17 protein-coding genes and 5 pseudogenes are annotated in these 24011 nt (G+C 36.8%); 16 read left to right on the plus strand and 6 right to left on the minus strand.

What is annotated here, in order from left to right; translation table 11 throughout:
* Positions 1–179: 179 nt before the first annotated feature.
* From CCK98_RS14555 to CCK98_RS14585, 6 genes are all read left to right on the plus strand, one after another.
* Positions 180–1550 (plus strand): sigma-54-dependent Fis family transcriptional regulator, encoded by a 1371-nt coding sequence (locus CCK98_RS14555; RefSeq protein ID WP_088087244.1) that lies wholly within the window; start codon positions 180–182, stop codon positions 1548–1550.
* A gap of 559 nt (positions 1551–2109) precedes the next feature.
* Positions 2110–3294: an acyl-CoA dehydrogenase family protein gene (locus tag CCK98_RS14565; RefSeq protein WP_088087245.1), complete on the plus strand. Its 1185-nt coding sequence runs from the start codon at positions 2110–2112 to the stop codon at positions 3292–3294.
* A complete protein-coding gene (locus tag CCK98_RS14570; protein WP_088087246.1) occupies positions 3281–4153 on the plus strand; it encodes a transporter substrate-binding domain-containing protein in 873 nt (290 codons plus the stop codon). Before CCK98_RS14565 ends, CCK98_RS14570 begins: the two co-directional genes overlap by 14 nt.
* 21 nt (positions 4154–4174) lie before the next feature.
* The gene (locus tag CCK98_RS14575; RefSeq protein ID WP_088087247.1) at positions 4175–4882 is read left to right on the plus strand and encodes an amino acid ABC transporter permease; all 708 of its coding nucleotides are present in this window, start codon (positions 4175–4177) and stop codon (positions 4880–4882) included.
* Between the two features lie 11 nt (positions 4883–4893).
* Positions 4894–5607 carry an amino acid ABC transporter permease gene (locus CCK98_RS14580; RefSeq protein ID WP_255286639.1) on the plus strand — a complete coding sequence of 238 codons (714 nt, stop codon included), beginning with the start codon at positions 4894–4896 and terminating at the stop codon, positions 5605–5607.
* A gap of 22 nt (positions 5608–5629) precedes the next feature.
* Entirely contained in the window at positions 5630–6385 is a 756-nt protein-coding gene (locus CCK98_RS14585) for an amino acid ABC transporter ATP-binding protein (protein WP_088087248.1), read from the plus strand.
* A 108-nt stretch (positions 6386–6493) separates the two neighbouring features.
* Here CCK98_RS14585 and CCK98_RS14590 read toward each other — a convergent pair.
* Positions 6494–6685 (minus strand): annotated as a pseudogene (locus CCK98_RS14590) (AraC family transcriptional regulator N-terminal domain-containing protein); the annotation flags it as partial.
* Positions 6686–7465: 780 nt separating this feature from the next.
* Between CCK98_RS14590 and CCK98_RS14595 the strand changes: the two are divergent.
* From CCK98_RS14595 to CCK98_RS14620, 6 genes and pseudogenes are all read left to right on the plus strand, one after another.
* Complete coding sequence (locus tag CCK98_RS14595; RefSeq protein WP_088087250.1) at positions 7466–7729, plus strand: helix-turn-helix transcriptional regulator; 264 nt, start codon at positions 7466–7468, stop codon at positions 7727–7729.
* A gap of 78 nt (positions 7730–7807) precedes the next feature.
* Positions 7808–8907: pseudogene (locus CCK98_RS14600) on the plus strand (alkene reductase).
* Between the two features lie 106 nt (positions 8908–9013).
* Entirely contained in the window at positions 9014–10204 is a 1191-nt protein-coding gene (locus tag CCK98_RS14605; protein ID WP_088087251.1) for an MFS transporter, read from the plus strand.
* A 48-nt stretch (positions 10205–10252) separates the two neighbouring features.
* Positions 10253–10699, plus strand: a complete 447-nt coding sequence (locus CCK98_RS14610) for a potassium-transporting ATPase subunit C (protein ID WP_256942350.1) — start codon at positions 10253–10255, stop codon at positions 10697–10699.
* A 314-nt stretch (positions 10700–11013) separates the two neighbouring features.
* Positions 11014–11208, plus strand: coding sequence for a hypothetical protein (locus tag CCK98_RS14615; RefSeq protein WP_256942351.1), 195 nt, complete (start codon positions 11014–11016; stop codon positions 11206–11208).
* Positions 11209–11309: 101 nt separating this feature from the next.
* Positions 11310–12868, plus strand: a protein-coding gene (locus CCK98_RS14620; protein WP_088087253.1) for an IS3 family transposase whose coding sequence is annotated in 2 segments (ribosomal slippage) — positions 11310–11943 and positions 11943–12868 — 1560 coding nt in all. Because the reading frame shifts where the segments join, the coding sequence is not laid out codon by codon here.
* A 72-nt stretch (positions 12869–12940) separates the two neighbouring features.
* Here the strand turns inward: CCK98_RS14620 and fsa are convergent.
* Positions 12941–13609, minus strand: a complete 669-nt coding sequence (fsa, locus tag CCK98_RS14625; protein ID WP_088087254.1) for a fructose-6-phosphate aldolase — start codon at positions 13607–13609, stop codon at positions 12941–12943.
* A 17-nt stretch (positions 13610–13626) separates the two neighbouring features.
* A complete protein-coding gene (tkt, locus tag CCK98_RS14630; protein ID WP_088087255.1) occupies positions 13627–15621 on the minus strand; it encodes a transketolase in 1995 nt (664 codons plus the stop codon).
* Between the two features lie 250 nt (positions 15622–15871).
* Between tkt and CCK98_RS14635 the strand changes: the two genes are divergently transcribed.
* The gene (locus CCK98_RS14635) at positions 15872–16621 is read left to right on the plus strand and encodes a DeoR/GlpR family DNA-binding transcription regulator (RefSeq protein ID WP_088087256.1); all 750 of its coding nucleotides are present in this window, start codon (positions 15872–15874) and stop codon (positions 16619–16621) included.
* A 5-nt stretch (positions 16622–16626) separates the two neighbouring features.
* Here CCK98_RS14635 and CCK98_RS14640 read toward each other — a convergent pair.
* A pseudogene (locus CCK98_RS14640) lies at positions 16627–17199 on the minus strand (transposase); the annotation flags it as partial.
* Positions 17200–17379: 180 nt separating this feature from the next.
* Between CCK98_RS14640 and CCK98_RS14645 the strand changes: the two are divergent.
* Positions 17380–17716 (plus strand): annotated as a pseudogene (locus tag CCK98_RS14645) (VOC family protein); the annotation flags it as partial.
* A 529-nt stretch (positions 17717–18245) separates the two neighbouring features.
* Here the strand turns inward: CCK98_RS14645 and CCK98_RS14655 are convergent.
* A complete protein-coding gene (locus CCK98_RS14655; protein ID WP_088087257.1) occupies positions 18246–19622 on the minus strand; it encodes a PLP-dependent aminotransferase family protein in 1377 nt (458 codons plus the stop codon).
* Positions 19623–19782: 160 nt separating this feature from the next.
* Here CCK98_RS14655 and CCK98_RS35365 point away from each other — a divergent pair.
* Together CCK98_RS35365 and CCK98_RS14665 are read left to right on the plus strand one after the other, a co-directional pair.
* Positions 19783–20687 (plus strand): annotated as a pseudogene (locus CCK98_RS35365) (DMT family transporter).
* A gap of 195 nt (positions 20688–20882) precedes the next feature.
* Complete coding sequence (locus CCK98_RS14665; protein ID WP_088087258.1) at positions 20883–21491, plus strand: FMN-binding negative transcriptional regulator; 609 nt, start codon at positions 20883–20885, stop codon at positions 21489–21491.
* A 391-nt stretch (positions 21492–21882) separates the two neighbouring features.
* On the opposite strand, the gene hpaB is transcribed toward CCK98_RS14665, so the two are convergent.
* Positions 21883–23325 (minus strand): 4-hydroxyphenylacetate 3-monooxygenase, oxygenase component, encoded by a 1443-nt coding sequence (gene hpaB / locus CCK98_RS14670; RefSeq protein WP_088087259.1) that lies wholly within the window; start codon positions 23323–23325, stop codon positions 21883–21885.
* Positions 23326–24011: the final 686 nt, after the last annotated feature.

The raw sequence follows: 24011 nt of genomic DNA on the forward strand, positions 1-24011 counted from the left end.
ATACCTTATTACTAAAGAAATCAAAGTGAAAAGGTATCTTTTTCTACTCTTTAAAAAGGGCTGTTCTTTGTATTCCTTTGAATTTAAATATACCCTATAATAATGGTAATATAACTTTTTTGAAAAATTGAATAAGGATTGTGTTCTTCCTTTAACAATAGAGGAATGGAGGTCGAATCTTGAAAATAGATATCAGAAATATCGAAAAATTAGTGGATTATGATAATATATTAGTTGCCGATAAAAAAGGAATAATCATTTTTTTTGATCTAGCCGATTTAAATGTACTTAGAGAAATTGGTCTTAGACCTGAGGAATTTATGGGAAAACATATTACCTCATTTTATAAAAACCTTACAAATGAAAACAGCACCATTATGAGAGTAATAAAAAGTGGAAAAGCCGAAAGTAATGTTAGACAACTGTTGGTTACAAAAAGTGGAAATCATTTTGAGTCAATAAACTCCACATATCCGATTATTGACAACAATAAAGTGGTTGGAGCAATTGAGTTCTCAAAACACATTTATTCCAAGGAAAATATTCAGTCTTTGGAAAAAATGGCAAGCCATAAAGTTTATCGAAAAAATAATACCATTTATACAATTGAAAATATTATTACTGCCAATCCAAATATGAGAGCCATTAAGAATAAGATAGAGAAAATTGCGAAAACCAATTCTACTGTCCTAATAAATGGTAAAACCGGCACAGGAAAAGAGGTTGTTGCCCAGTCGATACACAATTTAAGTGATCGATATGGTTCTCCTTTTCTTTCACTAAACTGCAGTGCGATTCCACCTAACCTGCTGGAGAGTACTTTGTTTGGTACGGTGAGAGGAAGTTTTACAGGCTCCACAGATATGCCAGGATTAATGGAACAAGCTGAAGGTGGAACATTATTTTTGGATGAAATTAATTCTTTAGATTATTATCTTCAGGCAAAACTGCTCAAAGCGATTGAAGAAAAAATGATAAGAAGAATTGGCGGGAACAAAAATATTTATGTTGACATAAGGATCATTTCGGCAACAAATGAAGATCCAGAAATCCTAGTTTCTGAAAAAAGATTGCGAGAGGATCTTTTCTACAGATTGGGAGTTGTCCAAATTGATTTACCTACTTTAGCTGAAAGAGAAGAAGATATTGAAACATTGCTTGAGTATTATATTCATTTTTACAATAATCACATGAATATGTTTATTGAAGGTGTAAAACCCGAAGTGTTGGAATGGTTTAAAAGGTATCCATGGCCAGGGAATATTAGAGAATTAAAGAATGCAATCGAAACAGCTTATAATAATGCTACTTCTAATCAGATTTCTATTGAGGATATACCTAAGAGAATTAGAAAATACAATGAGGCAGCAATAAGTAATCAAAAGAATACCAAGGAATGGACTCTAAAAAATGCGATTGAGGAGTTTGAGAAATCGATCATTATTAGTGAATATAAAAATACAAATTGGAAATTAACAGAACTGGCAACACGATTAGGAATTTCCAAACAATTATTAAATTATAAATTGGAAAAATACAATTTGAGGTAAAAATTTTTTACTACTAGGTAAAAAATTTTTACCGTTTTTAATTTAGTTTAGTAATGGCAAATATAATTAGACGTTAAAGGACCACAGGGACGGTTTTCATGGCCTTTTTCGTTCAAAAGTTGTGCCTACTTACATAATTATATTGATCAAGGCGAGAAGGATCCACTTACCGATAAGGTTTATCAATATTATATAGATGAGGCTCCAGTATTTGTAAAGGGACAAGCGTGCAAACCTCGTGCGTTTATTAAGAAGTATATTCAGTATGGAGATAATAAAGAGAACCTATATAAAATTGAAAATTTAAAATCTCAATACGGTACAGATCTTCTTGATGATTCATATGAATCTGGAGTATGTAAATTAGTTAATGGAAATTCAAATTTAAATTCCTAGTTGACACATTGGATTAATATGCTTATTATAATGTAATAGATACATAATATTCCAAATAATGTATATAAAAACTTGTGAGCTTAGCTTATCAGTCAACTGAAGGCTGCTTCCATTCTAAATGGGGGCAGTCTTTTTTATTAAATGTTAGGAGGGAGCAAAGAGCATGCATGCCTTATTTGTAAAAAATAGCAAGCAGCGTAAGTGGCTTGAACGGCTGTACCCATTAGAAGCGGACTTTAAAGCACAAGCCTCGCAAATCGACAAGGAGGGCAGCTTCCCTAGAGAGAATATCCAAGCGTTAAGAAAAATCGGTTATACCAAATTGACCTTACCAGAGGAATTTGGCGGGTCAGGATTTTCTCTATACGATTCCATTCTCTTACAAGAAAAGCTGGGAAGCTATGATGGCAGCACCGCGTTATCGATTGGATGGACATTAATGACCGTTGGAGAATTATTTGAAAATCGGTATTGGAATCCAGAAAAGTTAGCGTTTTTTGCTGAAGAGGTGAACAATGGGGCCATCATTAACCGAGCAGTAAGCGAAATGGCTACAGGCAGTCCCATTCGCGGTGGCCGGCCCGGAACAAGTGCTAAGCGGGCAGCTGGAAAATGGGTGATTAATGGGCGGAAGAACTATACAACCTGTTCACCGGAACTGGATTATTTTTTAACTTCTGCTTGGATCGAAGAAAAAGGAACGGTAGGCTTTTTGCTGATTCCAAAAGAAGCGGAAGGACTAACCATCGAGGAAAATTGGAATGTAATCGCGATGCGAGGTACCGGCAGCCATGATCTAGTATTAGAAAACGTGGAAGTGGATGAGTCGGACTTAGTCGAAATTCCCAGTTATCATACGGGGTTTAAACTGAATGGCTGGGGTCTGCTGATTCCTGCCACCTATTTAGGGATCGCGCAGGCGGCCAGGGACTATGCACTCGAATTTGCCAATACCCATTCGCCCAATAGTATTAAGGGTCCAATCGCTCAGCTGTCGAACGTGCAGGCTTTATTAGGCGAGATGGACTTGGAATTATACAAAGCAAGATTTGCCCTATATGGTACGGCAGAGGCTTACATTGATGAGGATCGTCAACGGGATATCACAAATGAAGCACTTGTAGCCAAACATCTTGTGACCAATTCCGCGATTACCGTGGTCGACAAAGCTATGCGATTAGTCGGAGCAAAAAGCTTACAGCTGACCAATCCACTGCAGCGTTATTACCGAGATGTCCGGGCAGGCCTGCATAATCCGCCGATGGATGATCTAACTATTTTAAAATTAGCTCAAACAGCTATTCAACAATATGAATCTAAGGGAGGAAAAGACAATGAAAATGAATAAGTTTTTTAAAATCGCAGCTACAGGAATCGCTTTAGTAACCCTCATTGCGGGCTGCGGCTCAACGTCAACAACTGGGGCAAAATCGGATGAGGGAGCTGCTAAGAAAGAAGTAAGAAAAGTAAAAGTAGCGTTTGATCAAGGCGGTAAACCAATCGGATACCTAGATGAAAAGGGCAACCCAACCGGATATGAAATTGAAGTCATGAAATTAGTGGATAAAGCATTGCCAGAATATGAATTCGAATATGTGCCAACATCCAGTGAAGATTTATTGGTAGGGGTGCAGCAAGGAAAATATCAAGTAGGGGTAAAAAATGCCTGGTTCACAGAGGAAAGAACGAAGAGTTATATTTTTCCGAAAGAATTCCTCGGACTTAGCGGAGTTGGCATTTTGTTAAAAAAGAAAAACGATAATATAAAAGACTTATCAGACTTTGCTAAAGCTAAGCTTTCGTTAGCACCTATTGCGGCAAGTAATGCTCAATATACCATTGTAGATGAATATAACCAAGCCAATCCAGACAATAAAGTTAAACTGGAAGCAGGAGATGCATTCTCAGTGGATGTCGTTCAATGGGTAAATGAAGGACGTGTAGATGGAGGCATTTATTTGGGAGCAACGTATGAAAAGCAAGTTCTTGCAAAGGATGGTCCTTATCATAATTTAGCAAATGACCTTGTTTATAATGAGTTTGCGGTTGTCAAAACGTGGCCATTATTCAACAAAAAAGAACAAGAATTTGCAGATGCCTATGATCAAGCCATCAAGAAAATAAAAGAGGAAAAGAAGACAAACAAACTGATGGTTAAGTTCTATAATACTGATTTATTTAAACTATTGGATACTGTTAAAAGGTAACCATCTAAAAAGAGGTGGAATATGCAAACGTATTTTGATAGTACCTACATTTGGGGAGCATTGCCACAACTTCTTTCGTTTCTACACGTAACCTTTATGGTTGCAGGTCTATCGGTTTTGTTCGGTACGATTCTAGGTTTTATCTTAGCCGTAATGAAACTCGGAACGAGTACGGCTGCCAGAAAAATCGCCAATGGGTATACCACCATTTTAAGGTGTACCCCCTCTATTGTTCTTTTATTTTTAGTGTATTACGGGCTTCCGGCAATAGCCAGTAACTTTGGTACAGAACTGAATCATCTTCACACTTTGATTTATGTTGTGATTACCTTTTCGCTGCAATTTGGGGCCTTCATGTCTGAGGTGATGAGAACGGCCTATGAAGCGATCGACCGTGGACAATATGAGGCAGCGGTTAGTGTCGGGCTTAGTCCTGCCCAAGCATTTCGGAGAATTGTGTTGCCGCAAGCATTTGTTGTCGCATTGCCCAATTTCGGCAACAGCCTCCTTGAATTAATGAAAGAAGGATCATTAGCGTATACCATTGGTTTGGTTGATATTATGGGGAAAGCAAGCCTTATTATTTCAAATAACTATAATTCTCATTCGTTAGAAATTTATCTTGCCTTATCTCTTATATACTGGGTTTTATCCATTTTGATTGAACAGTTCTTTTCAAATTTAGAAAAGATTTTTAGTAAAGGTAAACTGGTTATAAAAACGACATAGGGGGTGACAGCATGTCGGTCGGATTGGATGTTTCATTTTTAGTTAAAACCTTTTTTGTTGCATTATCTGGAGTGCCTATAGCCTTACTCATTACGATTGTCTCCTTACTCATTGCTCTGCCTTCAGGATTTTTGCTCGCCTTATCGCGGATTAATAGAATTCCAGTGATAAGCCAGTTGGCACGAGTCTATGTTTCATTTGTGAGAGGGACTCCTGTTATTGTTCAAATTTTTATTATTTTTACAAGTGTTCCTTTACTATTGGCTCCCATATTCGAGAAGTATCATGTTAAAACGAGTATCTACGATATCAATCCGATTTGGTACGCATTTATTGTTTTCTCGTTGAATACAACGGCTATTTTAATTGAAGTATTTCGTTCTGCTATTAGCACGGTCAGTAAGGGGCAGCTGGAAGCAGCTTATTCTGTTGGGTTGAACAATGTGCAAGCGTTTAGAAGAATACTCATTCCACAAATATTAGTGGTGGCATTGCCCAATATTTGTACAGCAACGGTCAATCTTATTAAAGCTACCTCTTTGGGTTATGCTTTGTCATTGAGAGAGATTACGTTAAAAGCTCAAGTGGCAGCCAATGTTGGCTACAATTTTATTGAAGCGTACATCGATATCTTTCTTGTCTATCTCATTTTATGCAGCTTAGTGGAAACCTTATTTAAGCTGTATGAAAAACGGTTAAGGAAGTATAAAGCAGCCGCTGCCTAAGATCATGATTGGAGGCAAAGTCATGTTAGAGATTAAAAATATCCACAAGTCCTTTGGTAAGAATGAGATTTTAAAAGGAGTAGATTTACAGATTGATAGGGGTGATGTGGTTGTCATTCTTGGCCCGAGTGGCTCTGGTAAGACCACATTGCTTCGGTGCATTAACTTTCTTGAACGAGCCGATCAGGGGCAAGCCATTTTTGGTGATATTTATGTAAACCTTAAATCGGCAACCAAAAAACAAATACATCAAATCAGGCAAAAGATTGCTTTTGTGTTTCAGAATTATAATCTGTTTACGAATAAAACAGTTTTAGAGAATGTGACAGAAGGTCTTATCATTGGAAGAAAGGTGCCGAAAGCAGAAGCCAATGAGCTGGGGCAACAGGCCTTGGCGAAGGTCGGATTGGCAGATAAATTGAATTCCTACCCTAGTGAACTGTCTGGCGGGCAGCAGCAGCGGGTTGGCATTGCTAGAGCGATTGCGTTAAATCCAGATATTATTTTATTTGATGAACCAACGTCTGCACTGGATCCAGAATTAGTCGGTGAAGTCTTAACCGTCATGAAAAATATTGCAAAAGAAGGAACAACCATGTTAGTGGTGACGCATGAAATGTCTTTTGCAAAGGATGTAGCCAACAGAGTCATCTTTATGGATGGCGGTGTGATCGTAGAAGAGAATTCTCCAAAGGAGATTTTCTCAAGACCAAAAGAAGAAAGAACCCAGCATTTCTTAAGACGGGTCATACCTGAGGATTTTATTTATAATATTTAATGAATGAGAAACCTCTAGAAATGGAGGTTCTTTTCATTGCTCCCATCACAATGTCTTGTAACTAATACTTTAATTTGATTTGGTATAAAAAGATTAATGTTTAATGATATAGAGAATTTCCTTGGTAAATAGAGGAGCAAGTGTCAGAATATCGGTCGGATTGTCTAGCAATCGTGCTAACCTGATGACGGCATCCAACATCGATAACTCCATCGGGCTGATAAACATGGCTCGCTTAGCATTCTCTTTCTTACCACCTTGAATTTTAAAATCACGTAAAACATCTAAGATTTGACTAGGTTGATGATGAAATAGCCACGTGGAAATATGAGGAAAGCTCAAGGGCCAGGTTCAGACTTGACTATATGTTTAACAGTTCGGATAAATAAAGTTATGAAAATTAGACAATAGAAAATGACGAATTAGCATTCATCGGCTAATCTTATTAAACGCGAAATTTATAGGCAAGTGTATAAATGTATACCCTTGCTTTTTATTGTCAGGTGATTTTTTGCACTTACCGCTTTTACGCTGAACCTTATCACAAGTGATGATAAGGTTTTTTGGATGAGCCTAATATTAAGGACTATACAACACCTAAAGATCCATTAAGGATGGAAAAGCACTTACATTATCTGTTAAAAGTAAAACTGGTAGAAGCATTAGTGATAAGACTATTAAAATAAATGGTAAAATTAAAAGCGCTTTTTAAGAACGCCATATTAAGCAACTCCCTTAGTATTATGCTGTTTTTGTTAAGGATAAAAAACTATATTAATTATGATGGTCGACTTTCGGCATCTTTCTGCTTTTCTTAAATTGAATATACAACTTTGTGGACTTTCTATTAACTTTCTTGTAAGTATATCTGACAGGGTTTTTTGTTTAATAGTTTTGTGGGGTACAACCCGAATCTAATTAATAAAAAAATTGAGCAACTCTTTGTAGGTTTGTTCTAATCCTTAATGAGTGTATTTAACTAGACATATAATATATATATATCTTGACAGAGCATCTCTGATTAAATACAATATTTCTAGAAATACTGAAATAAGAATTGCTGAAAGGAGGTTTTTATCGGTGAGTGATGATATTGCAGTAAAAGTCTATAAGGCACTAGGTGAATCGACTCGTTTACAAATCGTAAAATTACTTGCTCAACAATCAGAGTTAGCTTGCCTGGAAATGGCAAATCAATTAAAAGTCCCTGCCAATTCAACATTGACACATCATTTAAAACCATTACTCGATTGCGGATTATTAGCAGTTCGCAGAGAGGGAACCTTCAGATATTACAGTTTACAACGAGAAGTCCTTGAACAATACGCTCCCGCTTTACTTTAATGTTAAAGCGGAATAATTTTAATTTTATTTCAGTATTTATAGAAATACCGTATAATTGAAATAAACGGGGGAAAATGTATGGGTCATATTAGCAAAGAAACAAATTCTTGGAGAAATTTAAAAAATGGGATAGAAAGTAAATTGTTTGAACCGATAAAAATCGGAGCTTGGAATTTACGCTCTCGTATCGCAATGGCACCGTTAACAAGATCCTTTGCAGATGATCAGACGGGCGTAGTAGGAGAGGATATTGTTGAATATTACCGAAAACGTTCTGCCGATGGAGTTGGTTTAATCATTTCAGAAGGAACCGTCATTAGTCCTCGTGGAAAAGGCTATCCTGGAATTCCAGGCATTTATTCAGACGAACAAATTAAGGGATGGAAAAAAGTAACTGATGCTGTGCATAAAGAGGGAGGAACAATGATCGCTCAAATATGGCATGTTGGTCGTTTATCTCATCACGAGCTTGCTGGAAATCTGCCTCCTCAAGCACCATCAGCTATTCCAGCTGAAGGCCTAGTCTCTCGATTCCGAAAGCCATATGATGTTCCTGAAGAAATGACAATTGAAGATATTAATGAAGTAATCAATCAATATGCGCAAGCTGCGAAAAATGCAATAGCAGCAGGTTTTGATGGTGTGGAAATTCACGGTGCCCACGGATACTTAATTGACCAATTTAATTCAGATATAACAAATCATCGTACAGACGAATATGGGGTGACCTTGCTCAAAGATTAACGTTCATGAAGGAAGTAATTAAAGCAGTTATCGACGCAATCGGTACAGAACGAACAATGATCCGATTCTCTGCTCATAAAGCAGATATATCAAATTACATGTGGGAAGATCCAGAAATGGCTATTCGTACATTTGTTGAGGCATTTAAGGAAGCGGGTGCAACAATGATTCACCCATCAATTATGCAATTTGATCGAGTGCTTGCAAATGGAAAAACGATGCATCAATTAGTCCGAAAATACTGGGATGGTGTCATTATTGGGGTAGGTACATTAAGTCCAGAAAGGGCGAATCAGGCGATTGAAGAGGGAATAATTGATGTCGCTGCTTTCGGACGTCCATTAATTTCTAATCCTGATTTTATTCATCGTTTAAAAAGTGGTAAAGAATTGGAAGAATACGATGTTAAGAAGCATCTTAATACATTAATTTAAAGCATTAGAATAGAATGAAGCTGAAATAGCTTCTTTCATTTTGTTTATTATTTCAGTGTTTATAGAAATATAGAAATTAATAGTGATATTGAGGAGGAAATTTCACATGTCAAATAAAGCAAAGATTTATATTTTAGCTTTGATAAGTTTTTTAGTTGGTACTTCTCAGTACATCATCTCAGGTATTTTGGATAAAATGGCAGATGCCCTAGGAGTGTCAATTGGAGCGGCTGGTCAATTAATTACAGTCTTTTCATTAGCCTATGCAATCGGTACACCTATATTAATGGTATTAACGGCTAAAATGGAAAGACGTAAATTACTGATCTATACTTTATTTGTTTTTATTATAGGAAATTTACTTTCAGTAATTGTTCCAGGGTATGGATTATTTATGATTGCTCGCATTATTATGGCTTTAAGTACAGGTGTAGCGGTCGTTACAGTTTTAAGTATCGCAGCAAAGGTTGCACCTGCTAATAAAAAGGCAAGTTCAATTGCAACAGTTGTCATGGGATTTACCGGATCATTAATCATTGGTGTTCCTATTGGACGTTTTATTACATCTATGTATGGATGGAGATTTGTTTTTATCGGTATCGCATTATTAGTTTTACTTGTGATTTTTATTATTTTAAATACAATACCAAAAATGAATGGTGAAGCTTCAATCTCTTTAACGAGACAAATTGCTATGTTCAAAAAACCAAAAATTGCTTTAGCATTATCAATCACCTTCTTTTTAATGACAGGTTACGGGATTATTTTTACTTATTTATCTCCATTCCTTGTAAATACTGTAGGTATGAGTGATCATCTTTTAAGCATTACTTTACTTGTTCTTGGAGTTGCAAGCTTATTTGGTTCTAAGCTAGGTGGCTTTAGTGCAGATAAAAGAGGCGTAATTTTTACATTAAAAAGAGGGTTACTTGTAAACGGAACATCTTTAGTCGTGCTTTCATTCACATCACATTCAATTATTGCAGTATTTATTATATTGACAGTCTGGTCATTTGCAGGATGGTCATCAGGTGCAACTCAGCAATATAATTTAGCAACGATATCACCTGAATCCTCAGATGTGTTGCTAGGTCTGAACCAATCGATGATGCAATTAGGTTTTGCAGTTGGTGCAGGTTTAGGTGGAGTAATTGTGGGGCAAATATCATTATCATCAATTACATGGTTCAGTGCGTTAAGTATTGTGTTTGCAAGTATTACAACATTTGGATTATCACGTTTCTTAAATAATAAAAAGATAGTCAACCAAGGTTTTTTGGCACAAAAGCGAGCTTGATCAAATTGGGAGTCTTAAATCGTTATCTTTGCATTTTGTTTACACAATTTGGCTAGTCAATCGACTAAGGGTTCAGAGCATTTGGCTCAACAGTTTAAGGGTCCGCAATGGTTCTATCCAAGAGCATCCGCGGCAAAATATGACCCAAAAGCATCTGCAGCAACGAATGCAGCCGTTGCATCAAAAGAATACATTCAAACAGTGAAAGACAATGTGAATCAATTAAAAAAGGAAAATGGAAATTTAGGTGACACGATTCCACCAGATCTAGTGACAACTTCCGGTTCTGGTTATGATCCGGATTTAACTCCGGAAGCAGCTAAGGCACAGGTACCTAGAATTGCCAAAGCCATGAATGTTTCGGAAGATCGAATAGAAAAACTTATAAAGAAACTTACCAATGGACGCCAGTTGGGGATTTTTGGTGAGCTTCGAAAAGATGGCAACCTGTACATGAAAAAGTTCAGAATTGGCGTAATAATAGGCATAGGATAGGCCTAAATTTTGCTCTTACGAGCAAAAGGACAACAAAAAGGCATCCGGATGCCTTTTGTCTACAATCTGAAATCACGAGAACAACCATACTTTGATAGTATGGTTGTTCTCGGATTTTTTTATTTAAAAGGAGTTTAGAATGAGGAAAGTAACTTATATTCGATACGATGAAATAAAAAAGAGGCCAAGATTAAATAATATGGTACCTATAGATAGGACTTGAAAAAGAGTCTCATTATCCTTCTGACGATTTGGCGCTTCATAAGCGGCACGAATCGCACACGCTCTAAGAGGCGGAGCATGGGGGGATCGCTTTGCTTGCATCCTATATGATTAATAAAGCTGATAATGAAACACTGGAAACGTATTTAAGTCAGATAGTATTTGCAGAAAAAGCTGGTGAGATTATGTCTCCTGATTCTAAGGATGTGGAGGGCTTTGAGCAATTTATGAAACGTTATTCCAACGGACTTGAAATTGAAAGAGCGGCAATTGAAAATCTTATATAACAAATTAGGTATTAAAAACACGACAGGGGAATGATATGCTCCCCAATAGGTAGACAGATTAAAAAATAAAAAATCTGGCTACTTATTGGGGAGTATTTATTATGTCTAAAAGGTCCTATTCTGTAGAAGAAAAATTCGAGATATTGAAAGTGTTGGAGGATAATCAATATTCGATAAACGAAGTCGCATCAATTTATAAAGTACACCACTCCTCTATTTTGGAATGGAAACATAAATTTGATAAGTATGGGACGGACGGTCTAAAGGAGTCTTCCACTTGGAAAAGGTATTCTAAGGAACTAAAACTATCCGCCATAAGGGATTACCTTTCTGGTAAATATTCTTTACGAGAGATTACAAGAAGGTATGAAATATCGGATTTATCGGTCCTCAGGAAATGGATTAACAAGTATAATAGTCATAGTGAATTAAAGGATACGTCACACGGAAGGACGAGCTCTATGACTAAAGGAAGAAAAACCACTTTAGATGAACGGAAACAAATTGTTTATTATTGCTTGGAGAACGGTAAAGATTATCAAAAAGCAGCCGAGACCTATCAAGTTTCTTATCAACAAGTATATCAGTGGGTTAAAAAGCATGAAGATGGTGGAGACGAAGCGCTTAGGGATAAGCGAGGAAAGAATAAAGTAGAAGCAGAGCTTTCTCCAGAAGAGAAGGTTAAACTCGAGATGCGAAAGCTGGAAAAAGAAAATGAACGTTTACGTGCAGAGAACGAATTCTTAAAAAAGTTAGAGGAGATCGAAAGGAGGCGAAGATAAGTCAAATTCGATTTGAAGATAAGTATATCGCAATTCAAGAGCTACATCAGGAAGAAAATCTCGCTATTGTCTTACTCTGTGAGGTTGCAGGAATTGCACGATCTGCTTATTATAAGTGGCTAAATCGCACACCTTCTGTTCGTGAGATTCGAAATGAAGAAATTATAAAGGAAATGAAGGCTCTTCATGAGAAAGTTGATGGAATCTATGGATACCGTCAAATGACTTTAAATATGAATCGAAAATTCGAGGAGGACCTCAATCATAAGCGAATTTATAGACTAATGAAGATATCTGGCCTTGAAAGCGTCATTCGGAAAAAGAAGAAACGTTATAAGCCCTCAACTCCCCAACACGTTGCAGAAAATGTGCTCAATCGTGAGTTCACAGCGGAAAAACCGAATGAAAAATGGGTTACGGATGTCACCGAATTTAAATATGGCAAATCAAAAAAGGCTTATTTAAGTGCGATTCGTGATCTATATGATGGGTCGATTGTTAGCTATGTTTTAGGACATTCAAATAATAATAACCTTGTCTTTAAGACACTAGACCAAGCAATAACCCATTTAGATGGAGACAAACCACTTATTCATAGTGATCGAGGGTATCAATACACCTCTCATGGATTTAAACGAAAGTTAGATGCCGAAGAGATGACGCATAGTATGTCGCGGGTGGGTAGATGTATTGATAACGGGCCAATGGAATCTTTTTGGGGAACACTTAAATGTGAAAAGTATTATTTACATAAGTATGAGACATTCGAAGAACTTTCTATTGCGATAGACGATTACATTAAATTTTATAATTATGAAAGATATCAAAAACGACTAAACGGCCTTAGCCCTATGGAATATAGAGCTAAAGCCGCTTAGTGCATTTTTATTATTTCCACTGTCTACTTGACGGGGGGCAGTTCAGAATTCCTGTCGTGTTTTTTATTTAACTTAGTTTTTAAGAGTAATTTCCCAATCAGCAGCAAATTTTTCGATTCCTTGATTAGTAAGTGGATGTTTAGAAATTTGCTCAATGACTGAAAATGGAATCGTTGCAATATGTGCACCTGCCATTGCTACACGAGTTACATGATCAGGATGACGAACAGATGCTGCAATAATTTGTGTGTCGAAATTATGAATGCGGAACAATTCAGCTATTTTTAATACTAATTGGACACCGTCTTCGGAAATATCATCTAAGCGGCCTAAAAATGGAGATACATACGTTGCACCAGCACGAGCTGCTAATAGTGCTTGGTTTACTGTAAAGATAAGTGTGACATTTGTTTTAACGCCTTTATCAGCAAGATAACGGCAAGCCTCTAAGCCAGCTAAAGTCATAGGAAGCTTGATTGTAATTTTCTCATCTCCGCCGTTAATTTTAATAAGCTCTTCAGCTTGGGCAATCATTTCATCAGCTGTAATGGCTTCTGGAGTTACTTCAGCGGAAACAGACTCTACTTGTGGAACTGCTTGGCAGATTTCTTCAATGCGGTCTTCGAATTTTACGCCTTCCTTAGCAACTAGGGAAGGATTGGTTGTAACACCAGATAAAACGCCAATTTTATATGCCTTTTTAATATCAACAAGATTTGCAGTATCAATAAATAATTTCATCGTATATTTCCTCCAATTTAAGATTTCAGTAGACTTTTTGCAGTTCGAACAACATTTTCTGTCGTAAATCCAAATAGCTCCATGACTGCAGTGCCCGTTCCTGAAGCACCGAATGTTTCAATAGATAATACTTTCCCTTCTGATCCTACATAGCGTTCCCATCCAAGAGAGATACCCATTTCTAGTGCCACACGCTTCGTAATAGAAGCAGGGAAGACAAGCTCTTTGTATTCTTTCGGTTGACGATCGAAAAGTTCCCAGCTTGGCATTGCGACAACGCGAACCGACACATTTTCCTTTTCAAGTTCAGCTTTCGCGTTAATGGCTAATGACACTTCTGAACCGGTAGAGATCAAAATAACCTCTGGTTGTTCATTTGTTTGCGTTAATACGTAAGCTCCTTTAGAAAGGTTGTCTATATTGGCTTGTGTTCCTTGGAACACAGGCAGGTTTTGACGGCTTAGTACCAAGGCAACCGGGCCGTCTATTTGTTGTAGTGCATAAGCCCAAGCACTTGCTGTTTCGTTTGCATCTGATGGGCGAATCACAGTTAGCCCTGGGATCGCACGAAGAGAAGCTAGCTGCTCAATTGGCTCATGAGTTGGACCATCTTCACCAACCGCAATCGAATCATGTGTAAATACATAAGTGACTGGAAGCTTTTGCAAGGCTGCCAGACGAATTGACGGTCTGAGATAATCATTGAAAACAAAGAATGTGCTTACAAAAGGCTTTACCCCGCCATGAAGAGCCAAACCATTGCCAGCCGCTCCCATTGCGTGTTCCCGAACACCAAAGTAGATATTTCGTCCGCTAAATGATTCTACTGCGAATGCTGCGTCTTCCTTTATATCTGTCATTGTGGAGTGAGAAAGATCCGCACTTCCTCCAAAAATAGAAGGAACTGATTTTACAAAATGGTTAATGGCTTCTCCGCTGGCTACACGAGTTGAAATTGTTTTACCCGTATCAAATGTCAGGATGTCTTCCGTATGGATTAAAACTTCTCCCGTGATGGCATGTTGCAGTTCCTTAGCTAATTCAGGATATGTCTCTTGATAAGACTGGAATAATGCATTCCATTGTTGTTCTTGGCTAATTCCTCTTTGTTTTAGCTCTTCAAAATGGGCTTTAACTTCTTCCGGTACAAAGAAATCCTCTGCATAGTGCCAGCCATATACTTGTTTTGTTGCACGAGCTTCTTCTGCTCCAAGGGGATTTCCATGTGCCTTGTTTGTTCCTGCAACTTTGGGACTTCCATAACCGATAGTGGTTCTAATTTCGATCAAAGTTGGTTGGTTTGTATTTTGTTTAGCTAATGTAATAGCTTTTGAGATTTCTGCTACATCATTGCCATCTTCTACTCGTAAATATTGCCAATGAGCAGATTCTGTTCTTTTTTGAATGTCCTCTGAAAATGAAAGGTTTAATTCACCGTCCAAAGAAATATCATTTGAGTCATATAATGCAATTAATTTCCCTAGTTTCATATGACCGGCCATAGACATGGCCTCATAAGAGATGCCTTCCATTAAGTCTCCATCGCCAACTAGAGCATATGTATAATGGTCAATAACAGAGTATCCATCCCGATTGAACTTTGCAGCTAAATGCGCTTCAGCCATCGCCATTCCTACTGCATTTGCAATTCCTTGCCCTAAAGGCCCAGTTGTCGCTTCAACACCTTCTGTGTGACCAAATTCGGGATGACCAGGTGTTTTGCTATTAAGCTTTCTAAAACTTTTTAAATCTTCTAAAGATACATTGTACCTAGCTAAATGAAGCAAACTATACAACAAACTAGATCCGTGTCCGGCAGAAAGAATAAATCGATCTCGATTAAACCATTTTGCATTTGCAGAATTATGATTTAGATGATGTGCCCAGAGTGCATATGCCATTGGAGCAGCCCCCATAGGAAGCCCTGGATGACCGGAATTAGCATTGTTGATCGCGTCAATTGATAAGGTACGAATCGTATTTACAGCTAGTGTTTCAATACTGTAATTCATCTTTTTTTCCTCCTCTTTATTCATGTAATTTTAAAATTAGTACAAAATGTCAGTTATTAGATTTCTTGCCTCGAATAATTTCTTGTTTTTGCATCTTAAAGCCAGTTTTTTCGTGTTTGAGAATATTTTATCTTTATAAACAAGAAAAAACAAGAATAATTTCGTGAAATTTTTTTAAAATTGGTGAATTCCAGAAAAAATAATATAATATAAGAAAAAACATGCAAAAACACGGAGGCTGATCATTATTATGCTTAGAAAAGAACGGCAAAGCAAAATTTTACAAATACTTGAAAAGGAAGGGAAAGTCGTTGCTAAAGAATTAAGCATGAAATGGGATGTTTCCGAGGACACAATTAGACGAGATTTAAGGGAAATGGATTCATTTGGTCTTCTCAAAAGAGTACACGGCGGGGCATTTCCTGCATCAGCGAGTGCTTTAACTTTTTCTGAAAGAACGGAAGAAAATATAGATGCAAAAAAAAAATTGGCTTTAAAAGCAGTGGAAATTATTAAAGATGGACAAGTTCTTTTAATCGATGGAAGTACAACAAATCTTTTTCTGGCTCAAGAAATTCCAATGGAGTTTAAAGGAACCATTATTACGAATAGTCCCTCTATTAGTTTGGCATTATCAAAGCATCCAAATACAGATATCATCCTTTTGGGCGGAACCTTCTTTAAGGAATCTTTTGTGACTGTAGGATTGGATGTAATTGATGTGCTTAAAAATATTAGAGCCGATCTCTGTTTTTTAGGAGTGTATTCCCTGCACCCTGACTTTGGTATCAGCATCCCTCATATAGAAGAGTCTCATTCTAAACGTCAGATGATTAAAAGTTCAAATAAGATCGCAACCCTGGTAACAAGAAGTAAACTTAATACTATTTCCAATTACTTGGTTGGTCCCGTTTCAGAACTTGATTACTTAATTACGGAAGACGGTCCACTAAGTCATAATTTAAACAAGTACATGGAATTAGGTATCGAAATTATCTAACTATACTAGTTATTTTTAATTTGAGCTAAACCAGTTAATAGTTTGTTTGCACATGCATAAAGGGTTTTCCTTCTTCTCGTTTCTTATCGTAAAACTCGTAGTCGTCTATTGCGTGGAATGATCTCCTCAGTCGTTTTCTTTTTACAGGCATCCCGAATACCAATTTGAACAGCCATATACTAGGCGTGGAGAAATCTACACGAGCCATGTATGGTTATACGGTTTACCGATGCAGTAAACTTTCCTGAAGAGTACACAAACTAGGATCTATCTATTCCAGCGAATGCAACTAACTTCTTGGTATCATTAAACCGATCTTTCTCTCCAATTTCAGAAATTATCGTTGCAGCGATCTTTTCTCCGATACCAGGGATAGATTTGAGGATATTATATTCTTCAATTTCCTTAGCGAGGGCATCTATCTCCGACTCTTACTTTGATAGATGTTTTTTTTACTGAAGAATCATATTTATATACATACCAAGGCTTAAAATATGACTCTGATAAACTGTCTTTTCAAAAGGGTTACGGGACGCCGCAGCTTTAAGTTCAATCGCTTTTTCTTTTGCACACAGTTTAATATAAAGTTGAAAAATAAAAAAAGAGTGGGAAATTTCCTCACTCAAACACTTAGATTTTTTCTCGACGCTTATCCAAAAGTTCCGCAGCACGCCTTGCCTTTTTCAAGTTTTTAGCTCGATCATTAAAAGTCTTTTTTACTTTGGTTACCTCTCTTCAACATAAGGAGGAAATCGATTATGAGCGACAGACAGACAATACGAGGGCTTGCTACAGTCAATTTTTGGACGGATGTTCTACTTAGCGGCAGGGAAGTGGTACGCCGAGCTATTGGGCATCGAACCATACTTTGAACGTCCAGGATATGCCGAGTTTCGCCTCGGCGATTACCAGTACGAGCTGGGCCTGATCGAAAAACGCTACGTGCCCGATGGTTCAGCGACCGGCCCGGCAGGTGCTATAGTCTACTGGCACGTCGACGATGTAACATCAACTTTTAAGAAGCTGCTCTCAATGGGAGCGAAAGAGTACGAGGCATCCACAGAGCGCGGCGAGGGGTTCATCACTGCTTTGGTGTCGTTGGGGCCAAGATTAATAGTAAAGCAGAAATCCTAGATTCTACTACGAAAGAACAGTTAAAAGCAGTTCTTAATTCTCTTATTTCATCTATCCGTAGTAGTATTTAAATAACCTTTTGTCACTAATTTTAATTTAATAAAGTCATATTTTTCACAACTTTTTTAAACTACCGTTTGATTACACTAACGGAGGCATTACTTGAAGAAAAATAAGCTAAGTAGTATCTATTTCTATATGTTGTTATTCCATTATAGGGCGCGTTTATTTAGGAACGCGTCTTTTTCGTATATGGGCAAATTATAATGGAATAAAGATTATTGAATGAAAGGGAAGATAAGTAAAATTTCTTAAACAAATTAAGTTTTTATATGAACTTCTTTTACTAACGGAGCAGTTTTTCAATACTTCGGAGGCAAGTTAATTGAAGAACCCTCTCAAAAATCATCGTTTTGAGAAGGTTTTATTTTATTTAAAAGTTGGAAATCCGCATAATCCTGATGCTACCCTCTATATACACTTACCCATACTAAAAGAGTAAAAAGTTATTCGGAGTAATATGATTTTTTCTACTGTTAATTAAAGCAATACATTGAGCCAATCGCTCTACTCCTAGTTTAATTTGACTCTCTTTCACTTGAGAGATGCTTAATCGAAGGAGATTTTCCTTTTTATATTCTGGTAAAAACATTCTAGAGGCATCATCGACATATATATGCTGCTCGTTTAGCATATGAACTACCTGTTTTGCTGTTACATTCTCGGGCAAACTGATGGAAAGATAGAATCCTGAAGTCGGTTTAGAAAAATGAGTATTATCCTGTAGCAATAATTCACAGGCTTCTTGAAGGATTTGCATTTTAGTACGGTAAACCTCTTTTATTTTTTTGAGATGGCTATTAAACATACCACTTTTTAAATAGATTTCTAATGCACCCTGAGAAAGTGCTGAACTATTAAAATCCGAACTAAATTTATATCGTAAAAAATTGTTAATCATTAATGTAGGAAGAACGACAGCAGCAATCCTTAACCCTGGGAGAAAAATTTTCGAAAAGCTTTTAATATAAATCACTCTTCCAGAAGGATCAAAAGAAAATAAAGGATCTGATTTTGCATTTGGATCCAGGTCTCCTAAAAAATCATCTTCCACTATATATACATCGTATTTTTCAGCTAACTCAACGATTTTTTTCTTTTCACTATTCGTGTAACAATGTCCAAGAGGATTGTGAAATCTCGGGATAATATAGAAAAATTTTATATCATTATTTCGAAAAATGTATTCCAGACGATCAAGATCAATCCCTTCCATCGATAACTCAATTCCAAAAGTAGTAGCTTGGTGCAGATTGATGGACTCAATAAACCCGAAATAAGTAGGCTGCTCAATTAGAATATTGTTTTTTCCATTTGGAAACGGCATAGAAACTAATAAATTTAGGGCTTGCTGCGAGCCAGATACAACGACTACTCTTTCAGGTTGAGTGAACACCTGTAAATTCTGCAAATATTTCACTACCTGTACTCGTAATGAGTAAAGCCCTTGTTGATCAGAGTATGTAAAAAGCTCTTCTTTATATTGTTCAATTGCTTGATTCATACAATGTTGAAATTCAACATAGGGCATTACGTTTTTATCTGGACCAGCAGATAAGAAATCAATCACCTCATTTTCTTTCGTCGCATTTTGTAATTCATTCACAACATAGTAGCCACTTTTAGGAACAGAATAAACTAAATGCTCTTTTTCTAGTTCTTCGTATGCTTTAATGACCGTATTTTTGCTACATGAAAAATACTCAGATAACTGACGAACAGAAGGGAGTTTACTACCTGCAATGAGCGATCCATCTGATAGCTGAAGCTTAATTTCTTCCATTAGCTTAATATATTTTGAGCTCATATATTGATCCTCCTTTAACTGAACCAGGACAGATGGGTAAAAAAATGGTTTATTTTTAGTGTGTGTACCTATTAATATTTTAATTATATCAGAACTGTTTTTTAAGGAAATTAAAAATGGTACAGATTTGAAACAAAATAAAAAATAGGGGTAGGATAAGATGCAGAGAGAAACCAGCGAGAAATTTGGATTATTGTTGGGATTAGTAGGTGTCATTTGTTTTAGCTTAACGCTCCCTTCTACAAGTATTGCAGTAGAGTATTTTGGGACTACGATCGTCGGTTTAGGAAGAACAGTTGTTGCTGCTATTTTAGTAGCTGGGGTATTGATTGTTCGAAAAGAAAAACTACCTTCTCCTCGCCAATTCAAAAGTCTACTTATTGTTGCTGCTGTTGGTGCAGTTTTAGGATTTCCTCTCCTCACTTCTTGGGCTATGGAGTCCTTGCCTGTTTCTCATGGAGCTGTGGAATTAGCCCTGTTACCATAAGCAACAGCAGGATTTGCTATGTTTAGAGCAGGTGAAATCCCTTCTCTCAAATTCTGGATTTCAAGTATAATCGGCTCTTTAGCTGTTATTATGTATGCACTTCATCTTGGATTCGGTCAATTACAATTTGCCGATTTAGCTTTACTAACAGCAGTAATTATACTTGGACTTAGTTACGCAGAAGGTGGAAGATTAGCGAAAGAATTAGGTAGTTGGCAAGTGATTGCTTGGGCAATTATGATCGGTGCTCCATTTTTCATTATTCCAGTTGGGCTAAACATTACAACTGAAATGCTCCATGCACCTTTACAAGCTTGGGTTAGTTTTATTTATCTCTCAGTGGTTAGTCAGTTTCTAGCATATGTTGCATGGTATAGCGGAATGGCTATGGGCGGAATAGCAAGAGTTAGTCAGATTCAATACTTACAACCATTTTTGATGATTCTATTTGCAACAGTATTTCTAGATGAATCCATCACACTTTTCACTCTTGTAATAGCAGTGATTGTTGTTTTTTCAGTATATTAGGCAAAAATGCTCGCGTATCAAAAAAAGGCTCTGTATCAGTGAAAAACTAACTTCATGTTTAATTGACATAGCTAAAAAATTAAATCTGAAAAGGAATAAATCTTATAGCATAGCTTATGGAATGACCGAATTGTAGTAGATGAAGAAGTTTTCATTGATAATTAGGATTGTGGTTAAAAAACGGTTATCGTATAGGGAATTATTAATTGAATGATAAGAAAAGATTCTGAGAGGAGAAAAAAAAGATGTATATTCCTGCACATTTTAAAATTAAAGACGAAACACTTGCCTTCGACATTATGAAGGAACATAGTTTTGCGACTCTTTTTTCTCAACATAATGGGTTGCCATTTGCGACTCATTTACCGTTAATTTTGAACAAGGATAATTCATACTTATATGGACATTTTGCTCGTCCTAATCCTCAGTGGAAAGATATCAAAAATCAAACCGTCTTAGCTATTTTTCATGGTCCTCATTGTTATATCTCACCATCTTGGTATGAGACGAATAAAGCAGTACCAACATGGAATTATGTAACTGTTCATGTTTACGGAGAAGTCGAACTATTAGAGGATGAACATGAGTTAATGAACTCCTTAAATGATATGGTATTGAAGTACGAAGCTCCTGACAGTTCATACAATTTAAAAGATGTTGATGGTGAGTTTCTCGCTGGCATGAACAAGGGAGTTCAAGGATTCAAAATAAAAATCAACAAAATAGAAGGGAAAGCAAAGTTAAGTCAAAACCATTCATCGGAGCGACAAAAGTTAATTGTTAATCAATTGGAACAGATTTCAAGTACAGATGAGCAACAGATTTCATTTTTAATGATAGCAAACCTAAAATAATAACGTTGAATATTACTGCATAACGGGAGTGATGATTCAATAAGGATTTTGGACCAGGATTAGGACCAGGTTTTTATCCAGGTATTGGTTTAGGAGGACCAGGCTCAGGTTTTGGTTTCTCTCCAGGTCTTGGCTTAGGTGGACCAGGTTCAGGATTTGGTTTTTATCCAGGACTTGGTTTTGGCTATCCGCACCCACACCACCACCACTACCCGTACTACCACCATTATTAAAATTATCTCATAAAAACTTCCAAATAATAATGGGATGAAGTTTCTCTGAAACAGGATGTTTCCATAATTGTAGAAACGCCTGTTTCTTGTAAGGGATGGAAAAAGTTGACAAATTATTACTGGTCGATACTGTATTATGACAATTTGACCAGACACTCTTAATTTTTTAGATCTAAAAATTTGCTAATTTCTTCAACATATTTATCTTTTTGATAGTTCTTATATAAAGCACTTGATAATCGAATGGGGTCACCAAAAAAGTATCTTTCATATTGGGTTTGTCTTGTACCAAATGAACTCATCGAAAGATCCCATGCCAATCGGAAAATTTTAACCCGATCATTAGCTGTCTTGTTTGCCGCTTGAAGGTATTGGTTCAGGTCTTCTCTAATATCAGAATCAAAGTCCCTCTCAGTAGGTAAGGAAACCATTCCGCTAGCTCCAATTAATTGGATAATTTCACTGAAGCGGGGATAAATTCTAGGAAAGATGTTACAAGCGACTTGTAATGGTATCATACTAGGTCGCATATATCCCCATTCATCTAATTCTGAATCATTTTCTGATTTCTCTAATAGTGCTTTCATTGTTTCAAGACCAATAATCATTTCGGAAAGTTTTTCTTGTATATGTTGATACTCACTAACATTAATCGTCTCGACAAGAAGTTGAACAACCCCAAGAATAAATTCTGTTTTTACAATTTGTCTGGTTACAACTTGATGGTATGCAAAGGTGTAAAAAGAGCTTTGATTCATGAAGTCAGTAGCAGCTTCAATATTATCGTAAAAAAATACTCTATCCCATGGAACTAATACATTGTCAAAGACAACGATTGAATCCATTTCTTCATATCTTGAACTGAGGGGATGATTAAAAGAAGATTCTCCTCCCACAAAAGATTCTCTGCAAATAAATCTTAATCCTTTCGTGTTAGAAGGGATAGAAAAGGCGAACGCTTCTTCACTATCAAATAATCTTGGGGCAGAAATAACCAATACTTCATCAGTTAACCCGCCTTGAGTAGCGAGCAGTCGGGCACCTTTTATGACTATTCCTTTTTCATTTCTATCAATAATCTTAGCGGAAATAGGCTTTTCAGAAAAATCCAAATAAAGCTGGGAACGATTTACCTGGGGAGTAATAAATGTATGTGTTAACGAGAGGTCTTGTTCCATCGCTCTTTCATATAGAAATCTAATATTTTCAGGAAAACAATTTTCTCTACCTTTTATTAGTGAGGCAGAGGAGGCAAAGCTCATTACAGCCGTGTTCATATAGTCAGGACTTCTTCCCATCATTCCATGAGTGTGTATTGCCCAATTTTCGATCATTTTTCTTCTTCTCTTCAAATCCTCTTTCGATTTGGGCTGCAAATATGAAAGTCCAATAGGTTCTTCTTTATCAGGTAAAAAGAAAGTCATCTCATCTTTTAGAACGGGATTATTTTGTAAATCATAAAGGGAAGCTTTTGCATTAATAATCCCTTTAAAGGCAGGATGCTCAGAAATTTTTCCCTTAATTTTTTCACCATCAAACCAAATCTCATTTTCCAACTTATTTAAACGATCAATAAAATTTTTTCCATTAATGATTCCCAAATTTACCTACTCCCTTGGTTAAAGATCCATAAAATCGTACTAGCTAAGCTAATATCATTTTATTGGATAACATGGATGCTTGTTCCTGTTGGAAGAGCCTTGTTTTAAATTGGGGAAAATGCCATTATAAATGAAAATTTCAATTAGCTACCTTCATTTTCCTGACATTCAAGTTATTCTCAAGAATACATGTTAATTTGTGTAGGATTGAACTTAAACAAACGGGTGCTTGTGCGGCCGAGCCTAGGTCGTATCATATAGCAGGTGGGATTCCCGTCGAGTAAGAACTAGCCATTCGCTCGTAGCGAGTCTTGGAGGGCTAAAGGTAACTTTAGTCTTTAAGCGTAGACAGTTAGGTGACGGGCCGAAAGCCAAATGGTTGAAGGGATTGAGCTCCATAATGTTAGTAAACCGAGAGGGCTGATGCTTTAAGCACTGCAGAAAGCTACATTTTATCATTCGTTAAAGGCAAGAAGGATAAAACCTCTCTGGAGTCAGTGACCTTGGCACGTTATACATTGATATGATACGGCAACTCGGGAGACCCTACCGGTCTTTTCTTATTTTAATAGAAGAGTATGTTCTACAAGTGATAAAAAGCGAGGAAACCAAATGCCGTGTAGGGAGTCGGATAGCAGCGTAGTACCAATGAAGTTGGGTAATGCCGATGGAGGAAAGGCTAGCTA

This window comes from Bacillus sp. OV166 (assembly GCF_900177675.1).
Taxonomy (GTDB): Bacteria; Bacillota; Bacilli; order Bacillales; family Cytobacillaceae; genus Neobacillus.